This window comes from Streptomyces sp. NRRL B-24484 (assembly GCF_000717715.1).
Lineage (GTDB): Bacteria > Actinomycetota > Actinomycetes > Streptomycetales > Streptomycetaceae > Kitasatospora.
Map to the genome: position 1 here is coordinate 39,023 of NZ_JOAI01000001.1, position 18,210 is coordinate 57,232.

Genomic DNA, 18,210 nt, shown 5'->3' on the forward strand with positions numbered 1-18,210 from the left:
GGGCGGTCAGCCGAGGAGGGAGCGGCCGATGATCTCTTTCATGATCTCGGTGGTGCCGCCGTAGATCGTCTGGATGCGGCCGTCGGTGAACGCCTTCGCCACCGGGTATTCCGTCATGTAGCCGTAGCCGCCGTGCAGTTGCAGGCAGCGGTCGGCGGTGCGCTTCTGCAGTTCGGTGGCCCACCACTTCGCCATCGAGGCGTCGACCGGGGTGAGCGCGTACCGGTTGTGCTCGGTGATGCAGCGGTCGACGAAGGTCCGGGTGACGGCGCACTCGGTGGCGAGCTCGGCGACCTCGAAGCGGACGTGCTGCAGCTTGGCGAGCGGCTTGCCGAAGGCGGTCCGCTGCTGCACGTACCGGGTGGTCAGCTCCAGCAGGTGCTCGGCGCCGGCGATCGCGGAGACCGCGATGGTCAGACGCTCCTGCGCGAGGTTCTGCATCAGGTGGACGAAGCCGCCGTTGAGCTCGCCGAGCAGGTTCTCCTTGGGGACGCGGACGTCGTCGAAGAACAGCTCGGCGGTGTCCTGGGACTTCTGGCCGATCTTGTCGAGGTTGCGGCCGCGCCGGAAGCCCGGCATGCCGCGCTCGACGACCAGCAGGCTCAGCCCGTGCGCACCGCCCTCGGGGGTGGTGCGGGCCACCACGATCACCAGGTCGGAGATGATCCCGTTGGAGATGAAGGTCTTGCTGCCGTTGAGGAGGTAGTGGTCGCCCTCGTCCACGGCGGTGGTGCGGATGCCCTGCAGGTCGGATCCGGCGCCGGGCTCGGTCATCGCGATCGCGGTGACCGTCCCGCCGCTGCAGAAGCCGGGCAGCCAGCGCCGCTTCTGCTCCTCGGTCGCCAGCGAGGTCAGGTACGGACCGATGATGTCGTTGTGCAGGCCGAGCGCCAGCCCGCTCACCCCGGCCCGGGTGAACTCCTCGGCGAGGACGGCCGGGAAGCGGAAGTCGGGGGTGCCGCCGCCGCCGTACTCCTCGGGGACGGCGAGGCCGAGCAGCCCGTGCCGGCCGGCGGCGAGCCAGGCCTCCCGGTCGACGATGCCGGCCTGCTCCCAGCGCTCCTGGTGCGGCAGCACCTCCTTGGCGAGGAACGCCCGGACGGTCTCCCGGAAGGCCTCGTGCTCCTCGGTGTAGATCTCGCGCTGCACCTTGCTGCTCCTCAGTGGTGTGGACGGTCGGTGCTGGACTGCGGCGGTTGCTGCGGTGGTGACTGCGTACCGGCGAGGGCGGGGACGTCCCAGTCCCGGGCGACCTCCGCGGTGTGCGCGCCCGGCAGGGCGGGCGGCCGGCGCAGCGCGCCGGGGGTGGCCGAGAACCGCGGCGCCGGGGCCGGCTGGACGACGCCGTCCCGCTCGGTGTAGCTGCCGCGGGCCTTGAGCTGGGGGTGGTCCACGGCCTCGTCCAGGGTGAGGACGGGGGCGGTGCAGGCGTCGGCGCCCTCGAAGACGGCCGTCCAGTCGGCCCGGGTGCGGGTGGCGAAGCGGTCGGCGATCAGGGTGCGCAGCTCGGGCCAGCGGGCGATGTCGTGCTGGCCGGGGGCATCCGCGCCGAGGCCGAGCAGCCGGGCGAACTCGGCGTAGAACTGCGGCTCCAGCGCGCCGACGGCCATGTGCCCGCCGTCGGCGGTGCGGTAGAGCGCGTAGTAGGGGGCGCCGCCGTCGAGCATGTTGGCGCCGCGGGTGTCGTGCCAGTGACCGGCCGCCTTGAGGCCCCAGAGCATGCTGGTGAGGTGGGCGGATCCGTCGACGACGGCGGCGTCGACGACCTGGCCGGTGCCGGTGGCGCGGGCGTGGTGCAGGGCGGCGAGCAGGCCGACGGCCAGGTAGAGCGAGCCGCCGGCGTAGTCGCCGAGCAGGTTGGCGGGGACGCCGGGAGGCCCGCCGGGTTCGCCGGCGACCAGGCCGAGCACGCCGGCGGTGGCGATGTAGCCGATGTCGTGGCCGGCCCGGTCGGCGAGCGGGCCGTCCTGGCCCCAGCCGGTCATCCGGCCGTAGACGAGGGCGGGGTTGCGGGCGAGGCAGTCGGCGGGCCCGACGCCGAGGCGTTCGGCGACGCCGGGGCGGTAGCCCTCGATCAGCAGGTCGGCGCGGGCGACGAGGTCGAGCACGGCGGCGGGTCCGTCCGGCGCCTTGAGGTCGACCAGGACGGAGCGCTTGTTGCGGTTGGTGAGGTCGAGGGCGGGCCCGGGGCCGAGCGGCGGCGGCCCGGGACGGTCGACGCGCACCACGTCGGCGCCGAGGTCGGCGAGCAGCATCGCGGCGAACGGGCCGGGTCCGAGGCCGGCCAGTTCGACCACGCGCACGCCGGCCAGCGGGCCGTCGGCGGCGGGGCCGACGAGTACGGTCACGGCCGTTCTCCCTTGTTTGACAGTTCAGCTGTCACAGTCGCGATGATAGACATGTGACCCGCCGGTAACAAGGGTCCGCCCGCGCCCGCCCGGCCGCGCCCGCGCCACGCTTGCACGGCTCGCCCGGCAGGCGGATTCTGGGGCTGACGACCGCCGTCCGAGAAGGTGATCCGCATGCACAACCACTGGATCGTCGACCTGAACTTCGAGGAGGACGAGAGCCGGACGAGCTGCACCGCCTCGCTCAGCGGGTTCAGCGCGCCCGGCGTGCGCGGCATCGGCATCGCCCGCCGCAATCCCGACGACTCCCCCGACTCCACCATCGGCGAGGAGCTCGCCGCGGCGCGCGCCTGCTCCAACCTCGCGCACCAGCTCATCGACAAGGCCGCCGCCGGCATCGAGACCCGCACCCAGGAATCCACCCGGCTGACCTTCTGACCGCCCGCCGGCCCCGGGGCCGGCGGCCGCCCCACGGGTCCGGCGCAACCGCGCCGGACCCGTTGACGTGCCCGCGCCCCACCCGTAGCGTCGGCACCAACCCTCGGAGGCACCACCGACCCCTCCGGGACTCTGCGTGTCGCAGTACCCCGGGTACACACTTCACGCAGAAGGGACGCCCCCGTGGCCTCCACTCCGCGCCGCAGCAGCCTGGTCGCGATCCTCGCCGCCCTGCTGGCCGCCGTGCTCCTCCCGTTGTCCTCGCTCAGCGCCCACGGCGCCGACACCCCGTTGCGGACCCTCGCATCGGCGGACGGCCGCCAGATCGGCGTCGCCGTCGCGGACAACCGCCTCACCGGCTCCACCGCCTACAGCTCGCTCGTCTCGGGGCAGTTCAACTCCGTCACGGCCGAGAACGCGATGAAGTGGGACGCCGTCGAACCGAGTCAGGGCAACCTCAACTGGGCCGCCGCCGACCGGCTGGTCGCGTTCGCCCGGGCCAACGGCCAGGTCGTCCGCGGCCACACCCTCGCCTGGCACAGCCAGGTGCCCGGCTGGATCACCAACGGCGGCTTCACCGCCGCCCAGCTGCGCACCCTGCTGCAGCAGCACATCACCACCGAGGCCGGCCGCTACGCCGGGCAGGTCTACGCCTGGGACGTCGCCAACGAGGCCTTCAACGACAACGGCACCCGCCGCAGCAGCATCTGGCAGGACAACCTCGGCGACGGCTGGATCGCCGACGCGCTGACCTGGGCCCACCAGGCCGACCCGGCCGCCCGGCTGTACATCAACGACTACAGCGTCGAGGGCGTCAACGCGAAGAGCACCGCGCTCTACACCCTCGTCAAGTCGCTGAAGCAGCAGGGCGTTCCGATCGACGGCGTCGGCTTCCAGGCGCACCTGGTCCTCGGCCAGGTGCCGTCCGACCTCAAGGCCAACCTGCAGCGCTTCGCCGACCTGGGCGTGGACGTCGCGATCACCGAGCTGGACGTCCGGATGCAGACGCCGTCCAACGCCACCACCCTCGCCTCGCAGGCCGAGGACTACCGCAAGGTGATCACCGCCTGCCGGGCCGTCGCCCGCTGCGTCGGCGTGACCGTCTGGGGCCTGGACGACGCCGACTCCTGGGTGCCGGGCGTCTTCTCCGGCTACGGCGCAGCCACCCTGTACGACGAGAACCTGCAGGCCAAGCCCGCCTGGGCGGCGGTGGCCGCGGCCTTCGGCGGCTCCACGGCCAGCCCGTCGCCGTCCGGTTCCGGCTCCCCGTCCTCGTCGGCCTCGCCCTCGCCGTCCGCCCCGCCCAGCTCCTCGCCCAGCCCCTCGCCGCTGCCGGGCGGGTGCACCGTCGCGTACCGGGTGGCCAACCAGTGGACGGGCGGCTTCACCGCCGACGTCACCGTGACCAACACGGGGACCTCGGCGATCGGCCCGTGGCAGGTCGGCTGGCAGTTCGGCGCCGGCCAGCAGGTCACCCAGGGCTGGAGCGCGGGGTTCAGCCAGTCCGGATCGGCCGTGACCGCGGCCAACCCGTCCTGGGCCACCGGCCTCGCCCCCGGCGCGTCCTACGGGTTCGGCTTCAACGGCAGTTGGGGCACGAGCAACCCGGTGCCCGCCTCGTTCACCCTGAACGGGACGGTCTGCACCGCCGTCTGATCCCTGCACGAACGGCGGGCCGGCTCCCCCTCGGGGGTCGGCCCGCTCCGCATCTCCGCAGGACAGCCGTAGTGCGGGGACGCCGGCAGGCGGCTTCCACAGCTTCCCTACCGGCGGGTAGAGTGCGGCGACCGGTCCGCCCTCCGACCCATCCGGCCGGCGTCGGGCCGCGTCCGCACTCCGACGAGAACTGGTGAACCCATGACAGTCCGGACCAAGCCCGCCCTCTGGTGGCGGCTGGCCATCGTGCTCTCGGCCGGCCTGGGGCTGGTCCTCAGCAACAGCTCGCTGGTGTACTTCACCCTCGAGAGCAACGTCGTCGTGCTCGGCTACTTCATCTCCGCCGTGTACTGGATGGTCAAGCGCAACACCGTCGACGCACCCGCGCCCCGGCTGCGCGGCGCCGCCACGCTGTACATCGTGATCACCGGCCTGGTCTCGCACATCCTGCTCCAGCACGGCGAGAGCCCGCTGCCCGGCCTGGTCTCCGGCCCCGACCGGCTGCAGCACTGGTCCAGCTTCTTCCTGCACTACACGACGCCGCTGATGGTCGTCGCCGACTGGCTGCTGCTGAGGCCCCGCAACGCCTCCCGCTGGAAGGACATCCCGCTCTGGCTGGCCTTCCCGCTCGGCTACGCGCTGGTCACCGAGGCCCGGGCGATCCTCTTCCCGTCCTTCCCGCTGAAGTACCCCTACTTCTTCCTCGACCCCACCACGGACGGCTACGGCTGGGTGGCCGGCCAGATCGGCCGGCTGACCGTCGAGTTCGTCGTCCTCGCGGTCGTCGTGGTCGGCCTCGACCGGCTCGGCACCAAGCTCGTCGGCGGCCGCGCCCCCACCCCGACGGCCGAGGCGGCCGGGGTGCCCGCCGAGGGCTGACCGCCGAGGGCCGGCCCGGCAGCGCCGCCGGCCACCGAGAGCCCGCCGGGGAGGGACGACCGCAGGGGGTCGGCCCTCCCCGGCGCCTTTTCCGGCCCGGGACGGCCTACAGCGGGTCGACCGTGCGCAGACTGCCGCCGTCCAGCTCCAGCCAGCGGGTGATGCCGATCGACCGCAGGAACGGCACGTCGTGGCTGACCACCACCAGTGCCCCCTGGTAGCCGGCCAGCGCCTGGGTGAGCTGGCGGACGCTCGCCAGGTCCAGGTTGTTGGTCGGCTCGTCCAGCAGCAGCAGCTGCGGCGGCGGCTCGGAGAGCAGCAGCGCCGCCAGCGTCGCCCGGAACCGCTCCCCGCCGGAGAGCGTGCCGGCCGGCCGGTCGGCCCGCTCGCCGCGGAACAGGAACCGGGCAAGCCGCGCCCGGATCGCGTTGTTCCCCGCCGAAGGGGCGAACTGCCGCACGTTGCCGACCACGCTCAGCTCGTCGTCCAGCAGGTCGAGTCGCTGCGGGAGGTACCGCATCGGCACCGGCGTGCCCACCTCGCCCGCCGCCGGGGCGAGTTCGCCCGCGACGGTGCGCAGCAGGGTGGTCTTGCCGGAGCCGTTCCGCCCGACCAGGGCCACCCGCTCCGGGCCGCGCAGCTCCAGGTCGATCGGTGCGGCACCGACCGGCCCGTGCGCCGGACGCACCCGGTCGAGGACGAGCACCGTACGGCCCGCCGGGACGCCGGTGTGCGGCAGGTCGATCCGGATCTCCGCGTCGTCGCGGACGGCCTCCTCCGCCGCGGTCAGCCGCTCCTTCGCGTCGGCCAGCCGCTCGGCGTGCATGCCGCGCAGCCGCCCGGAGGTCTCCTCCGCCCGGCGCTTGAACGCCCCGGCCAGGATCTTCGGGTCGTTGCGCTGGATCGACTTCGCCTTCCCGTACGCGGCACTGCGCTCCAGCCGGGCCCGGGCGTCGATCAGGTCGCGCTTCTGCCGCTGCACGTCGGCCGCGGCGTTGCGCACCAGCCGCTCGGCGGTCTCCTGCTCGGCGGCCAGCGTCCGCTCGTAGTCCGCGAAGTTGCCGCCGTACCAGGTCACCGAGCCGTCCCTGAGGTCGGCGATCTGGTCGACGTGCTGCAGCAGTTCGCGGTCGTGGCTGACGATCACCATGACGCCGCGCCAGGCGGCCACCGCCTCGTACAGCCGCGCGCGGGCGGACCGGTCGAGGTTGTTGGTGGGCTCGTCCAGCAGCAGGACGTCCGGGCGGCGCAGCAGCAGCGCCGCGAGGTGCAGCAGCACGCCCTCGCCGCCGGAGAGTTCGCCGGTGGTGCGGTCCAGGTCGAGCCGGCCGAGGCCGAGCCGGCCCAGGGTCTCCCGGGCGCGCTCCTCGACGTCCCAGTCGTCGCCGACCGCGGTGAAGTGCCGCTCGTCGGTGTCGCCGGACTCGATGGCGTGCAGGGCCTCGCGGGCCGCCCGGATGCCGAGCGCCTCGTCGACCCGCTCGCCCTGCCGCAGGGTGAGGCCCTGCGGCAGGTAGCCGAGCTCGCCGCCGACCCGGACGGTGCCCGAGGTCGGCGTCAGCTCACCGGCGATCAGCCGGAGCAGGGTGGACTTGCCGGCCCCGTTGAGACCGATCAGGCCGGTGCGGCCGGGACCGACGGCGAGGTGGAAGCCCTCCAGGACGGGCGCGCCGTCGGGCCACTCGAAGGACAGGTCCGAGCAGAGGACGGACGTGGTGGGTTGAGCCATGGATGGCCTCCTGCGGTTGCTTCGGATGAATGAGGGAGCAACACGGGAGACACCGCGGGAGCGGCAGGACGGCACAGGGAGGCGGCACGGACACCACGCAGGGGCCGGCTCTCGTCCGAGGTCGCACGCTCACGCGCTCCACCGCCGACGATCGGTCGGGCGGGAGCTGTCGAGCGGTGTCTCGTGACCTCAGAAGAGCAAGGGCCTTCTCCAGACGTGCGGGGCTGTCGTGCGAACACCCACCACCGTACGGACCGCTCCCCCGCGGAGCAACGGATTAAGTCGAGGGGCCCCAGGGACGGCGCACCTGAAGGATGCGGGAATCCCACATCAGGGGCGCCTGGGGGCACCTACGGGTAGAACCGTCCCCGTACGGTTCTGCGTCTCCTGGGGTGTGGGCAGGTCTGCAGGTAGTGCCTGCCCGGTCCCGGACGGGGGACGTCATGATTCGATTCGGCAAGCGCACCCTGGCCCTCGGTTCCGCCGCCGCCCTGCTCGCCGCAGGCGGGGCGGTCGCCGCCGCGCAGAGCGTCCAGGCCGCACCCGCGACCCCCACCTGCCAGGCCGGCGACCTGTACCTGGCCGTCGGCAGCCCGCAGGGCGCCGCGGGGTCCTTCCTCTACCCGGTGGAGTTCACCAACACCTCCACCCACTCCTGTGCGCTGCGCGGTTACCCCGGTGTCAGCGTGCTCACGACCGGCCACGCCATGATCGGTGCGCCGGCCACCCGCAACGGCGTCCCGGTGAGCACGGTGGTGCTCCCACCGGCCGGCACCGCGGCGGCGACGATCCGTACCAACGACCCGGGTGTCGTCCCGAACTGCCGGACGACCTCGACCTACCTCGGCGTGTACCCGCCGGCCAGCACCCAGCAGATGCTGGTCCCGTACCACCTGCGGGTGTGCGGGCTCTTCGAGATCAGCCCGGTGCAGAGCTCCTGACCGCGGCGGTCACGGCCGCCCGGGCCGGGGCCGCGGCCCGGGCGGCCTAGAATCGGCGCATCATGAGCGCCACTCTCGTAGTCAAGGACCTCGCTGCCGGCCACGGCGAGCGCACCCTCTTCGCCGGGCTCGACCTGGTCGTCGCGCCCGGCGACGTGATCGGCCTGGTCGGGGTGAACGGGGCGGGCAAGTCGACGCTGCTGCGCCTGCTGGCCGGCCTGGACACCCCGGAGGGCGGTGCGTTGCGGCTGAGCCCGCCGACCGCGAACGTCGGGCACCTGCCGCAGGAGCCGGAGCGCCGCCCCGGCGAGTCGGTCCGGGACTTCCTGGCCCGGCGGACGGGGGTGGCGGCCGCGCAGGCCGCCCTGGACGAGGCCACCGAGGGCCTGGTGGAGAGCCGTCCCGGCGCGGACGACGAGTACGCGGTGGCCCTGGACCGCTGGCTGGACCTGGGCGGCGCGGACCTGGAGGAGCGCGCCGAGGAGGTCGCCGACCAGCTCGGTCTGAAGGTCTCGCTGGACCTGCCGATGACGGCGCTCTCCGGCGGCCAGGCGGCCCGCGCGGGCCTGGCATCGCTGCTGCTGTCGCGCTACGACGTCTTCCTGCTGGACGAGCCGACCAACGACCTCGACCTGGACGGCCTGGAGCGGCTGGAGTCCTTCGTCAAGGGCCTGCGCGCGGGCACCGTGCTGATCAGCCACGACCGCGAGTTCCTGGCCCGGACGGTGACCCGGGTGCTGGAGCTCGACCTGCACCAGCAGCAGGTCAACCTGTACGGCGGCGGGTACGAGGCGTACCTGGAGGAGCGGGCGGTGGCCCGCCGGCACGCCCGCGAGCAGTACGAGGACTACGCGGACACCAAGGCCTCGCTGGAGGCCCGCGCGCAGATGCAGCGCAACTGGATGGAGCACGGCGTCCGCAACGCCCGCCGCAAGGGCGGCGACAACGACAAGAAGGCGCGGGCGACCCGCGCGGAGTCGACGGAGAAGCAGGCTTCCAAGGCCCGGCAGACGCAGCGCATGATCGAGCGGCTTGACGTGGTCGACGAGCCGCGCAAGGAGTGGGAGCTGCGGATGGAGATCGCCACCGCGCCGCGCTCCGGCGCCGTGGTGGCCACCCTGCGCGGTGCGACCGCGCGGCGCGGCGACTTCTCCTTCGGGCCGGTGGACCTGCAGGTCGACTGGGCGGACCGGGTGGCGATCACCGGGGCGAACGGTGCGGGCAAGTCCACGCTGCTGGCCGCCCTGCTGGGCCGGCTCGACCTGGACGGCGGCAGTGCCGCGCTGGGTTCGGGCGTGGTGGTCGGCGAGGTCGACCAGGCCCGCGGGCTGTTCCTCGGGGACGAGCCGCTGTCGGACGCGTTCGCGGCGGCGGTTCCGGAGCTCACCGAGGAGGAGGTGCGCACGCTGCTGGCCAAGTTCGGGCTGAAGGCGGTGCACGTGCTGCGTCCGGCGGGCACCCTGTCGCCGGGCGAGCGGACCAGGGCGGCGCTGGCGCTGCTGCAGGCCCGCGGGGTGAACCTGCTGGTGCTGGACGAGCCGACCAACCACCTGGACCTGCCGGCGATCGAGCAGTTGGAGTCGGCGCTGGCCTCGTACACCGGGACGCTGCTGCTGGTGACGCACGACCGCCGGATGCTGGAGGCGGTCACGGTGAACCGGCGGCTGGCGGTCGAGGGCGGCCGGGTCCGCGAGCTCTGACGGCCCGGGCCGCACCCGCCGGAGGTCTGTACCACTGGGCGGCCGTGTGCTGTGCTGGCGGGCATGGTTGACGAATCATCAGCACAGGGCGCGGTCCACCCGGCCGTGCCGCTGGTCCCGATGGCGGTGCCGGCCCACCAGGCCGAGGACCGCTGCAGGTCGTTCCACGACGTGATGGCGCAGCGGCGCACCGTCCGCGACTTCTCCACCCGGCCGCTGCCGGACGGGGTGGTGGAGTGGGCGGTGCGCACCGCGGCGACGGCGCCGAGCGGGGCGCACGTCCAGCCGTGGCGCTTCGTGGTGGTCACCGATCCGGCGCGCAAGCGGCGGTTGCGGGAGGCCGCGGAGGCGGAGGAGCGCGAGTTCTACGCCCGCCGGGCCTCGCCGGAGTGGCTGGCGGCGCTGGCCCCGCTGGGCACCGACTGGCGCAAGCCGTTCCTGGAGGACGCGCCGGCGGTGATCGTCGTCTTCGAGGTGCACAAGGGCCCGGACACGCCGCGGCCGTACTACACCAAGGAGTCGGTGGGGATCGCCGTCGGGCTGCTGCTGGCGGCCCTGCACCAGGCCGGTCTGGCGACGCTGACGCACACGCCGAGTCCGATGCGCTTCCTGAACGAGGTGTGCGAGCGGCCGGCCGAGGAGCGGGCGGCGTACGTGATCCCGGTCGGCTACCCGGCGGACGGCGCCCAGGTGCCGGACCTGCGACGCAAGGGGCTGGAGGAAGTCCTGGTGCGGATGTGACGCCAGTGGCGGGCGCCGGCCGCGAACCGGTGCCCGCCCGTCCCCGGCGCGCCGCGAAAGCCGTTGAAGGCGCTGCTGGCCTGCGCCGATAATCCTTGTCATGAACCACACTGCCGACGTTCCTGACACCGGCCCGCGTCCGGTGTCCGCCGCCCGTCCGCCGGAGCTGCTGCCGCTCCCGCTCGGCGCGACGCTGCGCCGCCGCCGGGTCGCGGACGCGGCCGCGCTCAACGAGGCCGTCCGCACCAACCTGGAGCACCTGCGCCCGTGGATGCCGTGGGCGAAGGCCGCGCCGAGCATGGAGCACAGCATCGAGATGTCCCGCGCCGGCGAGGAGGTCTGGGACACCGGCACCGACTTCATGTACGTGCTCGTGCCGGACGCCGAGCCGGGCGAGGTGATCGGCGCGTTCGGCCTGCACGGGCGGATCGGGCCGGGCGCGCTGGAGATCGGCTACTGGGTGGGCGTCGGGCACACCGGCCGCGGCCTGGCCACGGAGGGCGCGCGGGCGCTCGCCGGGGCCGCGCTGGCGCTGCCGGGCGTCGAGCGGGTGGAGATCCACTGCGACGAGGCGAACACCGCCAGCGCGGCCGTCCCGCGCAAGCTCGGCTTCCGGCTGGACCGGGTGGACGACGCCCTGGTCACCGCCCCCTCCGAGACCGGCCGGAAACTGATCTGGGTGATGGACGGAGCAGACTGAGGCAGGCGGGCAGAGACGACAGGGGCGCTGGGGGCACCTGAGGTGCCTCAGGCCCGATTCTCAGTAGCGGTCGCCGACCGGGGCGGGCAGGGCGTCGAGTTCGGCGAGGTCCTCGGCGGTGAGCCGGACCTCGGCCGAAGCGGCGTTGTCCGCCAGGTACTTCGGCGTCTTGGTGCCGGGGATCGGGATGACCAGCCGGCCCTGGGCGAGCACCCAGGCGAGCGCCACCTGGGCGGTCGTGGCGCCCGTCCGCCCGGCGATCTCCTTGACCTTCGCGACCAGCGCCAGGTTGGCCTCCAGCGCCTCGGCCTGGAACCGCGGCAGGGTGGCCCGCCAGTCGTCCGCCGGCAGGTCGCCCGCGGAGGAGAACCGGCCGGCGAGGAAGCCGCGGCCGAGCGGCGAGAACGGCAGGAAGGCGATGCCGTTGGCCTCGGTGTAGGGCAGTACCTCGGCGAGGGCGTCGCGCGTCCAGAGCGAGAGCTCGGACTGCACGGACGCCACCGGGTGGACGGCCTGGGCCCGCCGGATCTGTTCGACGGTGACCTCGGACAGGCCGATCTGCCGCGCCTTGCCGGCCGTGACGGCCTCGGCGAGCGCGCCCCAGGTCTCCTCGATCGGCACCTGCGGGTCGACCCGGTGCAGCTGGTAGAGGTCGACGTGGTCGGTGCCGAGCCGGCGGAGGCTGTCGTCGATCGCCTTCCGCACGTGCTCGGGGCGTCCGTCGTTGCCGACCCGCGCGCCGCCGGTGCCGGGCACCAGGCCGACCTTGGTGGCCAGCACGGCGCGCTCCCGGTACGGGCCGGCGAGTGCACGGCCGACCAGTTCCTCGTTGTCGTACGGGCCGTAGATGTCGGCGGTGTCGATCAGGGTGACCCCGAGGTCCAGTGCGCCGCGGACGACCTCGACGGAGGTCTCGTCGTCGCGGCCGTTGGGGTCGTATGCCCAGGTCATGCCCATGCAGCCCAGGCCGACCACGCCGACCTCGGGGCCGCCGGTGCCGAGCACGGTGGTACGCATCTGTTCCTCCTGCGGTGGTGGTTCGGTGGTGATCCGGTCGCGGTGCAAGCCTGCCGGTTGGAGTGCACTCGAGGTCAAGCCGACACCCGACTGACCGTCAGCAGCGAAGGCTCAGACGGACCTTAAGCGTGCCGTAAACCTTTCCCGGGCGCCGCCGGGAGGGTTGACGCGCCCAGATGGTCTAGTCCATTTTGTGAGCGGCGCCGCCCCTCGACCCCCGGCCCCCGCCCCGCGCTCCCCCACGATCCGCGCGGGCGGCGGGCCACGTCCCGAAAGGCCCTCCCCCATGCCACGCGCGCTCCACCGCCACGCCGCCCGCCGCACGAGCCGCATCGCCGCAGCCGCCTGCGCGGCCGCCCTCGCCGCGGGCGGCCTGACCGTCCTCGCCTCGGGCGCCGACGCCGCCGCGGCCAACCTGCTCGCCAACCCCGGTCTGGAGAGCGGCTCGGCGAGCCCCTGGACCTGCTCCGCCGGCACCGGCTCGGTGGTCAACACCGGTGCGCACAGCGGCACCTACGCACTGCGCGGGGCCGCCTCCAACAGCGACACCGCGCAGTGCACCCAGACCGTCTCCGTCCAGCCCAACACCACCTACAGCCTCTCCGCCTGGGTGCAGGGCCAGTACGTCTACCTGGGCGCCACCGGCAACGGCGTCACCGACCCGGCCACCTGGACGCCCGGCGGCAGCAGCTGGCAGCAGCTCAGCACCACGTTCACCACCGGCGCCGCGACCACCAGCGTCACGGTCTACCTGCACGGCTGGTACGGCCAGGGCGCCTACCTCGCCGACGACGTCGTCCTCTCCGGCCCCGGCGGCAACCCGACGCCGACCCCGACCGGCACCACCACGCCCACACCCACCCCGACGCCCACGCCCACCCCGACGCCCACGCCCACCCCGACACCGACGGCCACACCGACCTCGACCCCGACCGGCCCCGCGGTGGCCGTCCCGGTCGCCCCGTACGTCGACATGGGCGCCTGGCCGACCCCGTCGCTCACCGCGATGGCGAGCGCCGGCAACCTCAAGTCCTTCACCCTCGCCTTCGTGACCTCGGTCGGCTGCAAGGCCAGCTGGTTCAACGCCTACGACCCGCGCACCGGCTGGGGCAAGGACCAGATCGACGCGATCCGCGCGGCCGGCGGCGACGTCAAGGTCTCCTTCGGCGGCGCCTCCGGCACCGAACTCGCCCAGGCCTGCTCGACGGTGGACTCGCTCTTCGCCGAGTACGACGCCGTGGTCAAGGCCTACGGCCTCACCTACGTCGACTTCGACATCGAGGGCGCGGCCGTGCCCGACACCGCCGCCAACGCCCGCCGCGGCGCCGCCCTGGCCAAGCTGCAGCAGGCCCACCCGGGCCTGAAGGTCTCCTTCACCCTGCCGGTGCTGCCCGAGGGCCTCACCGCCGAGGGCGTCTCCGTGGTCCGCGCGGCCCGCGACGCCGGGGTGGCCGTGGACCTGGTGAACGTCATGGCGATGGACTACAACCGGCCCGCCACCGATTACGGCACCGACGCCGTGCAGGCCGCCCAGTCCACCCGCGACCAGCTCGCCGGCCTGTACCCGGGCAAGTCGGACGCCCAGCTGTGGGCGATGACCGGCGTCACCCCGATGCTCGGCGAGAACGACGACCACGGCATCTACAACCAGGACGACGCACGGCAGTTGGTGGCCTTCGCCCAGCAGCACCACCTCGGCATGCTGTCCTTCTGGGAGACGGGCCGCGACGCCAACGCATGCACCGGTGCGCTCTACAAGTGCACCAACATCAGCCAGAGCCCCTACGAGTTCTCCAAGATCTTCGCGCAGTACCGGGGCTGACCCCCGCCCCGGCGGACCCGGCGGGGCCTCCACGGCCCGCCGGGTCCGCCCGCCGTCGCCGCGCGAACGCCATCTGACGGAACCTCAACCCCCTGGGGCATCATGGGCCGGTCCCGGACCACCGGCCGCACCACGTCCCAGGGAGACCTCGCGCATGCCCCTCGACCGCGCCCTGCCGCGCCGCGCCTGGCACCACCTCGAACCGCTGCACGCCGTCCTCTACTACGCCCCCGAGGCCTTCGCCGAGGCCGCGGCGCTGGGCTACGACACGGCGACCCGCTGGCCGAGCTACTTCGCCTGGCGCACGGCCCCGTTCGGCGCCGCCAGTGCCGAACTCGCCGCCGCGGTCTGCTACAGCTTCAGCCCGGCCGCGGTCGCCGAGCACGTGCCCGCCGCCTGGTCGGTCGCCGCACCCGAGGAGGTGCTCGCCGCCCGGCTGCGCGGGGTGGACGCCTTCTACCGCGGCCTGCTCGACGGCGCCGCGCTGCTCGACGGTACCGGCCTGACCGACCTCCGCGAGGCCGCGGAACTCGCCCGCGCCGCGGCCGGGTCGGCCGTCACGGCGGGCCGCCCGCTGGCCGCCGCCAACGCCGCGCTCCCCTGGCCGGACGAGCCGCACCTGGCGATCTGGCACGCCGCCACCGTGCTCCGCGAGCACCGCGGCGACGGCCACCTCACCGCCCTGCAGGCGGCGGGCCTGGACCCGTGCGAGTCCCTGGTCTCGCTCGCCGCCACCGGGGCGGTCGCCGTGCCGGACTTCGCCGGGCGCGGCTGGACGGGCGAGGAGTGGGCGGCCGCCACCGAGCGGCTGGCCGCCCGCGGCTGGGTGGACGCCGGGGGCCGCGCCACGGAGACCGGCCGGGCCGGCCGCAACGAGGTGGAACGGCTCACCGACGAACTCGCCGCCGCCCCCTGGGAGGCCCTCGGCGCCGAGCGCACCGAGCGGCTGCTCGGCCTGCTCGGGCCGCTCTTCCTCACCGTCGTCCGGGCCGGGCTCTTCCCACCCGGCGGCACGCTCGGCATCATGACCGTTCCCGCACCCACCTGGTGACGGGAGGCGGGCCGCCGGGGCCGGCCGCCGTGCGCGGGCCCGGCGCCGCCGGTTATTCGATTCCGGGCTGACAGAGGTGCTCGCTAGGCTCCGAGCACCGCCGGGGCGGCCGGAACACCGGCGGCCGGGTGGTGTCCACACGAGCCCGCCTCCACCGCCGGGCTGCCGACCTAGCCCGAACGGAGGGGCCGTGCCAACGCTGACCACCGAGCTTTCCGAGGATGATCTCGCGGCCTGGGAACACACCGTGACGCGGCTGCGACGGCTGCCCGCGGACCACCCCGTACGGGTCCGGGCCGAGAAGACCGCCAGCGAGATGATCCGCGAGGGCCGCCGCCGTCGCCGTCAGCACGCCCTGGACGCCGCCCGGCTCGCCGACGGCGCGCTGGTGGCCCGCACCGCCACCGGCGCCCCCGACCGCCGCGAGGACGCCCCGCTGCCCCTCCCGGAGATCACCGGCCCGATCGGCGACCTGGCCCGCTCCCACCACTGCTACGTCTGCAAGTCTTCGTATCGACAAATGGATGCCTTCTACCACCGGCTCTGCCCGGGCTGCGCGGCCGACAACACCGCCCGCCGCGCCCTGAGCACCGACCTGCGCGGGCGCCGCGTCCTGCTCACCGGCGGCCGGGTGAAGATCGGCTTCCAGCTCGCCCTGATGATGCTCCGCGACGGCGCCGACCTCACCGTCACCAGCCGCTTCCCCGGCGACACCCTGCGCCGCTTCCGCTCCGCCGCCGACAGCGCCGACTGGTTCGACCGGCTGCGGGTGGTCGGCATCGACCTGCGCGACCCGCGCCAGGTCCTCGGCCTCTGCGAGCAGCTCCACACGGAGGGCCGGCCGCTGGACATCCTGGTCAACAACGCCGCGCAGACCATACGGCGGCCCCCGGAGGCGTACGCGCTGCTCACCGCCGGCGAGCAGGCCGCGCTGCCGGAGGGGGCCCGTGTGCTGCACGCCCCGGGCTTCAGCCCGATGCCGGCGCTCGCCCCGGCCTGGCCCACCGCCGAGCTGGAGTCCGCCGGCGGACCCGCCCGCCCGGGCCCGCTCCCGGCGATCCCGGCGCAGCGGGCCGACGAGGCCGGGCTGCTGCCGGACACCTCGGAGCACAACTCCTGGTCGGCGAAGCTCGGTTCGCTCGACCCGGCGGAGCTGCTGGAGGTCCAGCTGGTCAACGCGGTCGCCCCGGCGCTGCTCTGCGACCGGCTGCTGCCGCTGCTGCTCGCCTCGCCGCACCGCAACCGCTACATCGTCAACGTCACCGCCGTGGAGGGCCGGTTCGCCGTCCGCAACAAGACGCCCGACCATCCGCACACCAACATGGCCAAGGCCGCGCTCAACATGCTGACCCGCACCAGTGCGGCGGAACTCGCCAAGCAGGGCGTCCACCTGTGCGCCGTCGACACCGGCTGGATCACCGACGAGACGCCCGCGCCGGTCAAGGCCCGCAAGGCGGCCGCGGGCTTCCGCACCCCGCTGGACATCGTCGACGGCGCCGCCCGGATCTACGACCCGATCGTCCGCGGCGAGTCCGGCGCGCCGGTGTCGGGCGTCTTCCTCAAGGACTACCGGGAGGCCGCCTGGTGACACGCCCGGGCAGGGGCCGGAACGGGGCGCCGACCGGCGGATGCGGGCGCCGCCACCGGGTGCTGTCGGCCTCCGGCCCCGGTCCGTGCCATGATTCCCCCATGGCTTCGAACGTTTTCTTCGACATCACGATCAACGATGAGCCGGCCGGTCGCATCGTCTTCAAGCTGTACGACGATGTCGTCCCCAAGACCGCTCAGAACTTCCGCGAGCTCGCCACCGGCCAGAACGGCTTCGGTTACGAGGGCTCCGGCTTCCACCGCGTCATCCCGAACTTCATGCTGCAGGGTGGTGACTTCACCAACCACAACGGCACCGGTGGCAAGAGCATCTACGGCGAGAAGTTCGCGGACGAGAACTTCGAGCGGAAGCACGACCGCCCGGGCCTGCTCTCGATGGCGAACGCCGGCCGCAACACCAACGGCTCGCAGTTCTTCATCACCACCGTCGTCACCAGCTGGCTGGACGGCAAGCACGTCGTCTTCGGCGAGGTCGTCGAGGGCCTGGACATCGTCAAGCTCATCGAGTCCAAGGGCTCGGACAGCGGCCGCACCTCGGCCAAGATCACCATCGCCAAGTCCGGCATCGTCGAGTAAGGCCCACCGGGCCCCGCTCCGGCCCGCCGTTCGCCCCCGCCGCCTCGGCGCGGGCGAACGGCGGGCCTTCGCACGTCCGGGCCCGTGCGCCCGCGCACGGTCCTTGAACGACGGCTCACCCTTCCGGTCGACGCGTCCCCGAACGCGCATCGACGGGGCGGTGGGCGGACTAGGATCGATCAATGACGGACACCACGGACAGAGCAGGGGAACTCGCGGCGCTGGCGGCCCGGTTCCCGCACCTGCACGCCCCGCAGCGGTGGGCGTGGGGCGGCATCGACGCACAGTTCTCCACGGAGCTCCCGCCGGACGAACTGATCACCAACATCCATCTGGTGGGCTTCACCGAAGGCGGGGTGGTGCTCTGCAGGGACGCCCGCGGGCACTGGTTCCTGCCGGGCGGCACCCGCGAGGCGGCGGAGTCGGTGGAGTCTTGCCTGGTACGGGAGTTGCGTGAGGAGGCGGGCGCGCGGCTGCTCTCCCCGCCGGTCTGGATCGGCCACCACCACGCCGTCACCGACGCCCCGGAGCCGTACCGGCCGTGGCAGCCCCACCCCGAGAAGGCCTGGCTGTGGGGCTGGGCCGAGGTGGTGGTGGACTCGCTGCCGACCAACCCGGACGACGGCGAACAGGTCGTCGAGGTACGGGCGATGTCCCCCGAGGAGGCCCAGCGCCTGCTGGTGCGCGGCCGGGAGGCCTGGTGGGGCGAGTTGGTGGCCCTGGCCGTCGAGTCCCGCGCGGCCCACGGCTGACCGCAGCCCCGCTCCGGCCCGCCCCGGCCCTCAGGACGGGTCGAGGGGGACGACCTGCCGCACGACGGGCACGAGGCAGCGCTGGGCGCTGCACGCCCCGTAGCTGAACACGGCTCCGGCCGGGCCCGTCCCGGCGCCGCGGACCGGCACGGTGAGGGTCACCGGGCCGTCCGGGTAGACCGGCAGGGCGACGCCGAGGCCGGACGGGCTGACGGTCAGCAGGGGCCGGTCCGCCGTCGGCGCGCCGGCCGC

At 73.9% G+C, this 18,210-nt stretch carries 17 protein-coding genes; 12 read left to right on the top strand and 5 right to left on the bottom strand.

Annotated elements, in window-relative coordinates:
• Positions 1-6: 6 nt before the first annotated feature.
• Together IE98_RS0100190 and IE98_RS0100195 are read right to left on the bottom strand one after the other, a co-directional pair.
• Positions 7-1,149 (bottom strand): acyl-CoA dehydrogenase family protein, encoded by a 1,143-nt coding sequence (locus IE98_RS0100190; RefSeq protein WP_030261995.1) that lies wholly within the window; start codon positions 1,147-1,149, stop codon positions 7-9.
• Between the two features lie 11 nt (positions 1,150-1,160).
• Positions 1,161-2,348 (bottom strand): CaiB/BaiF CoA transferase family protein, encoded by a 1,188-nt coding sequence (locus IE98_RS0100195; RefSeq protein WP_030261997.1) that lies wholly within the window; start codon positions 2,346-2,348, stop codon positions 1,161-1,163.
• A 174-nt stretch (positions 2,349-2,522) separates the two neighbouring features.
• Here IE98_RS0100195 and IE98_RS0100200 point away from each other — a divergent pair, with 174 nt between their 5' ends.
• From IE98_RS0100200 to IE98_RS0100210, 3 genes are all read left to right on the top strand, one after another.
• Entirely contained in the window at positions 2,523-2,786 is a 264-nt protein-coding gene (locus IE98_RS0100200; RefSeq protein WP_030262001.1) for a DUF1876 domain-containing protein, read from the top strand.
• Between the two features lie 183 nt (positions 2,787-2,969).
• Positions 2,970-4,442, top strand: a complete 1,473-nt coding sequence (locus IE98_RS0100205) for an endo-1,4-beta-xylanase (RefSeq protein WP_199922846.1) — start codon at positions 2,970-2,972, stop codon at positions 4,440-4,442.
• A 201-nt stretch (positions 4,443-4,643) separates the two neighbouring features.
• On the top strand, positions 4,644-5,321 hold the full coding sequence (locus IE98_RS0100210; RefSeq protein WP_043173169.1) for a Pr6Pr family membrane protein: 678 nt from the start codon (positions 4,644-4,646) through the stop codon (positions 5,319-5,321).
• Between the two features lie 106 nt (positions 5,322-5,427).
• Here IE98_RS0100210 and IE98_RS0100215 read toward each other — a convergent pair whose 3' ends face one another.
• Positions 5,428-7,050: an ABC-F family ATP-binding cassette domain-containing protein gene (locus IE98_RS0100215; RefSeq protein ID WP_030262011.1), complete on the bottom strand. Its 1,623-nt coding sequence runs from the start codon at positions 7,048-7,050 to the stop codon at positions 5,428-5,430.
• 443 nt (positions 7,051-7,493) lie between these two features.
• Between IE98_RS0100215 and IE98_RS44100 the strand changes: the two genes are divergently transcribed.
• From IE98_RS44100 to IE98_RS0100235, 4 genes are all read left to right on the top strand, one after another.
• On the top strand, positions 7,494-7,991 hold the full coding sequence (locus IE98_RS44100) for a DUF4232 domain-containing protein (protein ID WP_052389949.1): 498 nt from the start codon (positions 7,494-7,496) through the stop codon (positions 7,989-7,991).
• Positions 7,992-8,053: 62 nt separating this feature from the next.
• Positions 8,054-9,691: an ABC-F family ATP-binding cassette domain-containing protein gene (locus IE98_RS0100225; RefSeq protein WP_030262028.1), complete on the top strand. Its 1,638-nt coding sequence runs from the start codon at positions 8,054-8,056 to the stop codon at positions 9,689-9,691.
• A gap of 63 nt (positions 9,692-9,754) precedes the next feature.
• Positions 9,755-10,432, top strand: coding sequence for a nitroreductase family protein (locus IE98_RS0100230; protein WP_030262030.1), 678 nt, complete (start codon positions 9,755-9,757; stop codon positions 10,430-10,432).
• A 100-nt stretch (positions 10,433-10,532) separates the two neighbouring features.
• Positions 10,533-11,132, top strand: coding sequence for a GNAT family N-acetyltransferase (locus IE98_RS0100235; protein ID WP_052389950.1), 600 nt, complete (start codon positions 10,533-10,535; stop codon positions 11,130-11,132).
• A gap of 60 nt (positions 11,133-11,192) precedes the next feature.
• Here the strand turns inward: IE98_RS0100235 and IE98_RS0100240 are convergent, their stop codons facing one another.
• Positions 11,193-12,149, bottom strand: coding sequence for an aldo/keto reductase (locus IE98_RS0100240; RefSeq protein WP_030262035.1), 957 nt, complete (start codon positions 12,147-12,149; stop codon positions 11,193-11,195).
• A gap of 286 nt (positions 12,150-12,435) precedes the next feature.
• On the opposite strand from IE98_RS0100240, the gene IE98_RS45605 reads away from it, so the two are divergent.
• The 5 genes from IE98_RS45605 to IE98_RS0100265 all read left to right on the top strand — a co-directional run bounded on the left by IE98_RS45605 (position 12,436) and on the right by IE98_RS0100265 (position 17,958).
• On the top strand, positions 12,436-13,971 hold the full coding sequence (locus IE98_RS45605) for a carbohydrate binding domain-containing protein (protein ID WP_043173170.1): 1,536 nt from the start codon (positions 12,436-12,438) through the stop codon (positions 13,969-13,971).
• A gap of 154 nt (positions 13,972-14,125) precedes the next feature.
• Entirely contained in the window at positions 14,126-15,022 is an 897-nt protein-coding gene (locus IE98_RS0100250) for an SCO6745 family protein (protein WP_030262039.1), read from the top strand.
• A gap of 199 nt (positions 15,023-15,221) precedes the next feature.
• Positions 15,222-16,610 carry an SDR family oxidoreductase gene (locus IE98_RS0100255; RefSeq protein ID WP_030262041.1) on the top strand — a complete coding sequence of 463 codons (1,389 nt, stop codon included), beginning with the start codon at positions 15,222-15,224 and terminating at the stop codon, positions 16,608-16,610.
• Positions 16,611-16,711: 101 nt separating this feature from the next.
• Positions 16,712-17,206 (top strand): peptidylprolyl isomerase, encoded by a 495-nt coding sequence (locus IE98_RS0100260; protein ID WP_030262044.1) that lies wholly within the window; start codon positions 16,712-16,714, stop codon positions 17,204-17,206.
• A gap of 182 nt (positions 17,207-17,388) precedes the next feature.
• A complete protein-coding gene (locus IE98_RS0100265) occupies positions 17,389-17,958 on the top strand; it encodes an NUDIX hydrolase (RefSeq protein WP_052389951.1) in 570 nt (189 codons plus the stop codon).
• 30 nt (positions 17,959-17,988) lie between these two features.
• Here the strand turns inward: IE98_RS0100265 and IE98_RS51815 are convergent, their stop codons facing one another.
• Complete coding sequence (locus tag IE98_RS51815; RefSeq protein ID WP_267882306.1) at positions 17,989-18,120, bottom strand: hypothetical protein; 132 nt, start codon at positions 18,118-18,120, stop codon at positions 17,989-17,991.
• Positions 18,121-18,210: the final 90 nt, after the last annotated feature.

What these genes read in the sequence shown, in the direction of transcription:
- IE98_RS0100230 (WP_030262030.1), top strand. Translation starts at nt 9,755, where the DNA reads ATGGTTGACGAATCATCAGCACAGGGCGCGGTCCACCCGGCCGTGCCG.
- IE98_RS0100210 (WP_043173169.1), top strand. Translation starts at nt 4,644, where the DNA reads ATGACAGTCCGGACCAAGCCCGCCCTCTGGTGGCGGCTGGCCATCGTG.
- IE98_RS0100200 (WP_030262001.1), top strand. Translation starts at nt 2,523, where the DNA reads ATGCACAACCACTGGATCGTCGACCTGAACTTCGAGGAGGACGAGAGC.
- IE98_RS0100235 (WP_052389950.1), top strand. Translation starts at nt 10,533, where the DNA reads ATGAACCACACTGCCGACGTTCCTGACACCGGCCCGCGTCCGGTGTCC.
- IE98_RS0100240 (WP_030262035.1), bottom strand. Translation starts at nt 12,149, where the DNA reads ATGCGTACCACCGTGCTCGGCACCGGCGGCCCCGAGGTCGGCGTGGTC.
- IE98_RS0100265 (WP_052389951.1), top strand. Translation starts at nt 17,389, where the DNA reads ATGACGGACACCACGGACAGAGCAGGGGAACTCGCGGCGCTGGCGGCC.
- IE98_RS0100260 (WP_030262044.1), top strand. Translation starts at nt 16,712, where the DNA reads ATGGCTTCGAACGTTTTCTTCGACATCACGATCAACGATGAGCCGGCC.
- IE98_RS45605 (WP_043173170.1), top strand. Translation starts at nt 12,436, where the DNA reads ATGCCACGCGCGCTCCACCGCCACGCCGCCCGCCGCACGAGCCGCATC.
- IE98_RS0100250 (WP_030262039.1), top strand. Translation starts at nt 14,126, where the DNA reads ATGCCCCTCGACCGCGCCCTGCCGCGCCGCGCCTGGCACCACCTCGAA.
- IE98_RS0100215 (WP_030262011.1), bottom strand. Translation starts at nt 7,050, where the DNA reads ATGGCTCAACCCACCACGTCCGTCCTCTGCTCGGACCTGTCCTTCGAG.
- IE98_RS44100 (WP_052389949.1), top strand. Translation starts at nt 7,494, where the DNA reads ATGATTCGATTCGGCAAGCGCACCCTGGCCCTCGGTTCCGCCGCCGCC.
- IE98_RS0100225 (WP_030262028.1), top strand. Translation starts at nt 8,054, where the DNA reads ATGAGCGCCACTCTCGTAGTCAAGGACCTCGCTGCCGGCCACGGCGAG.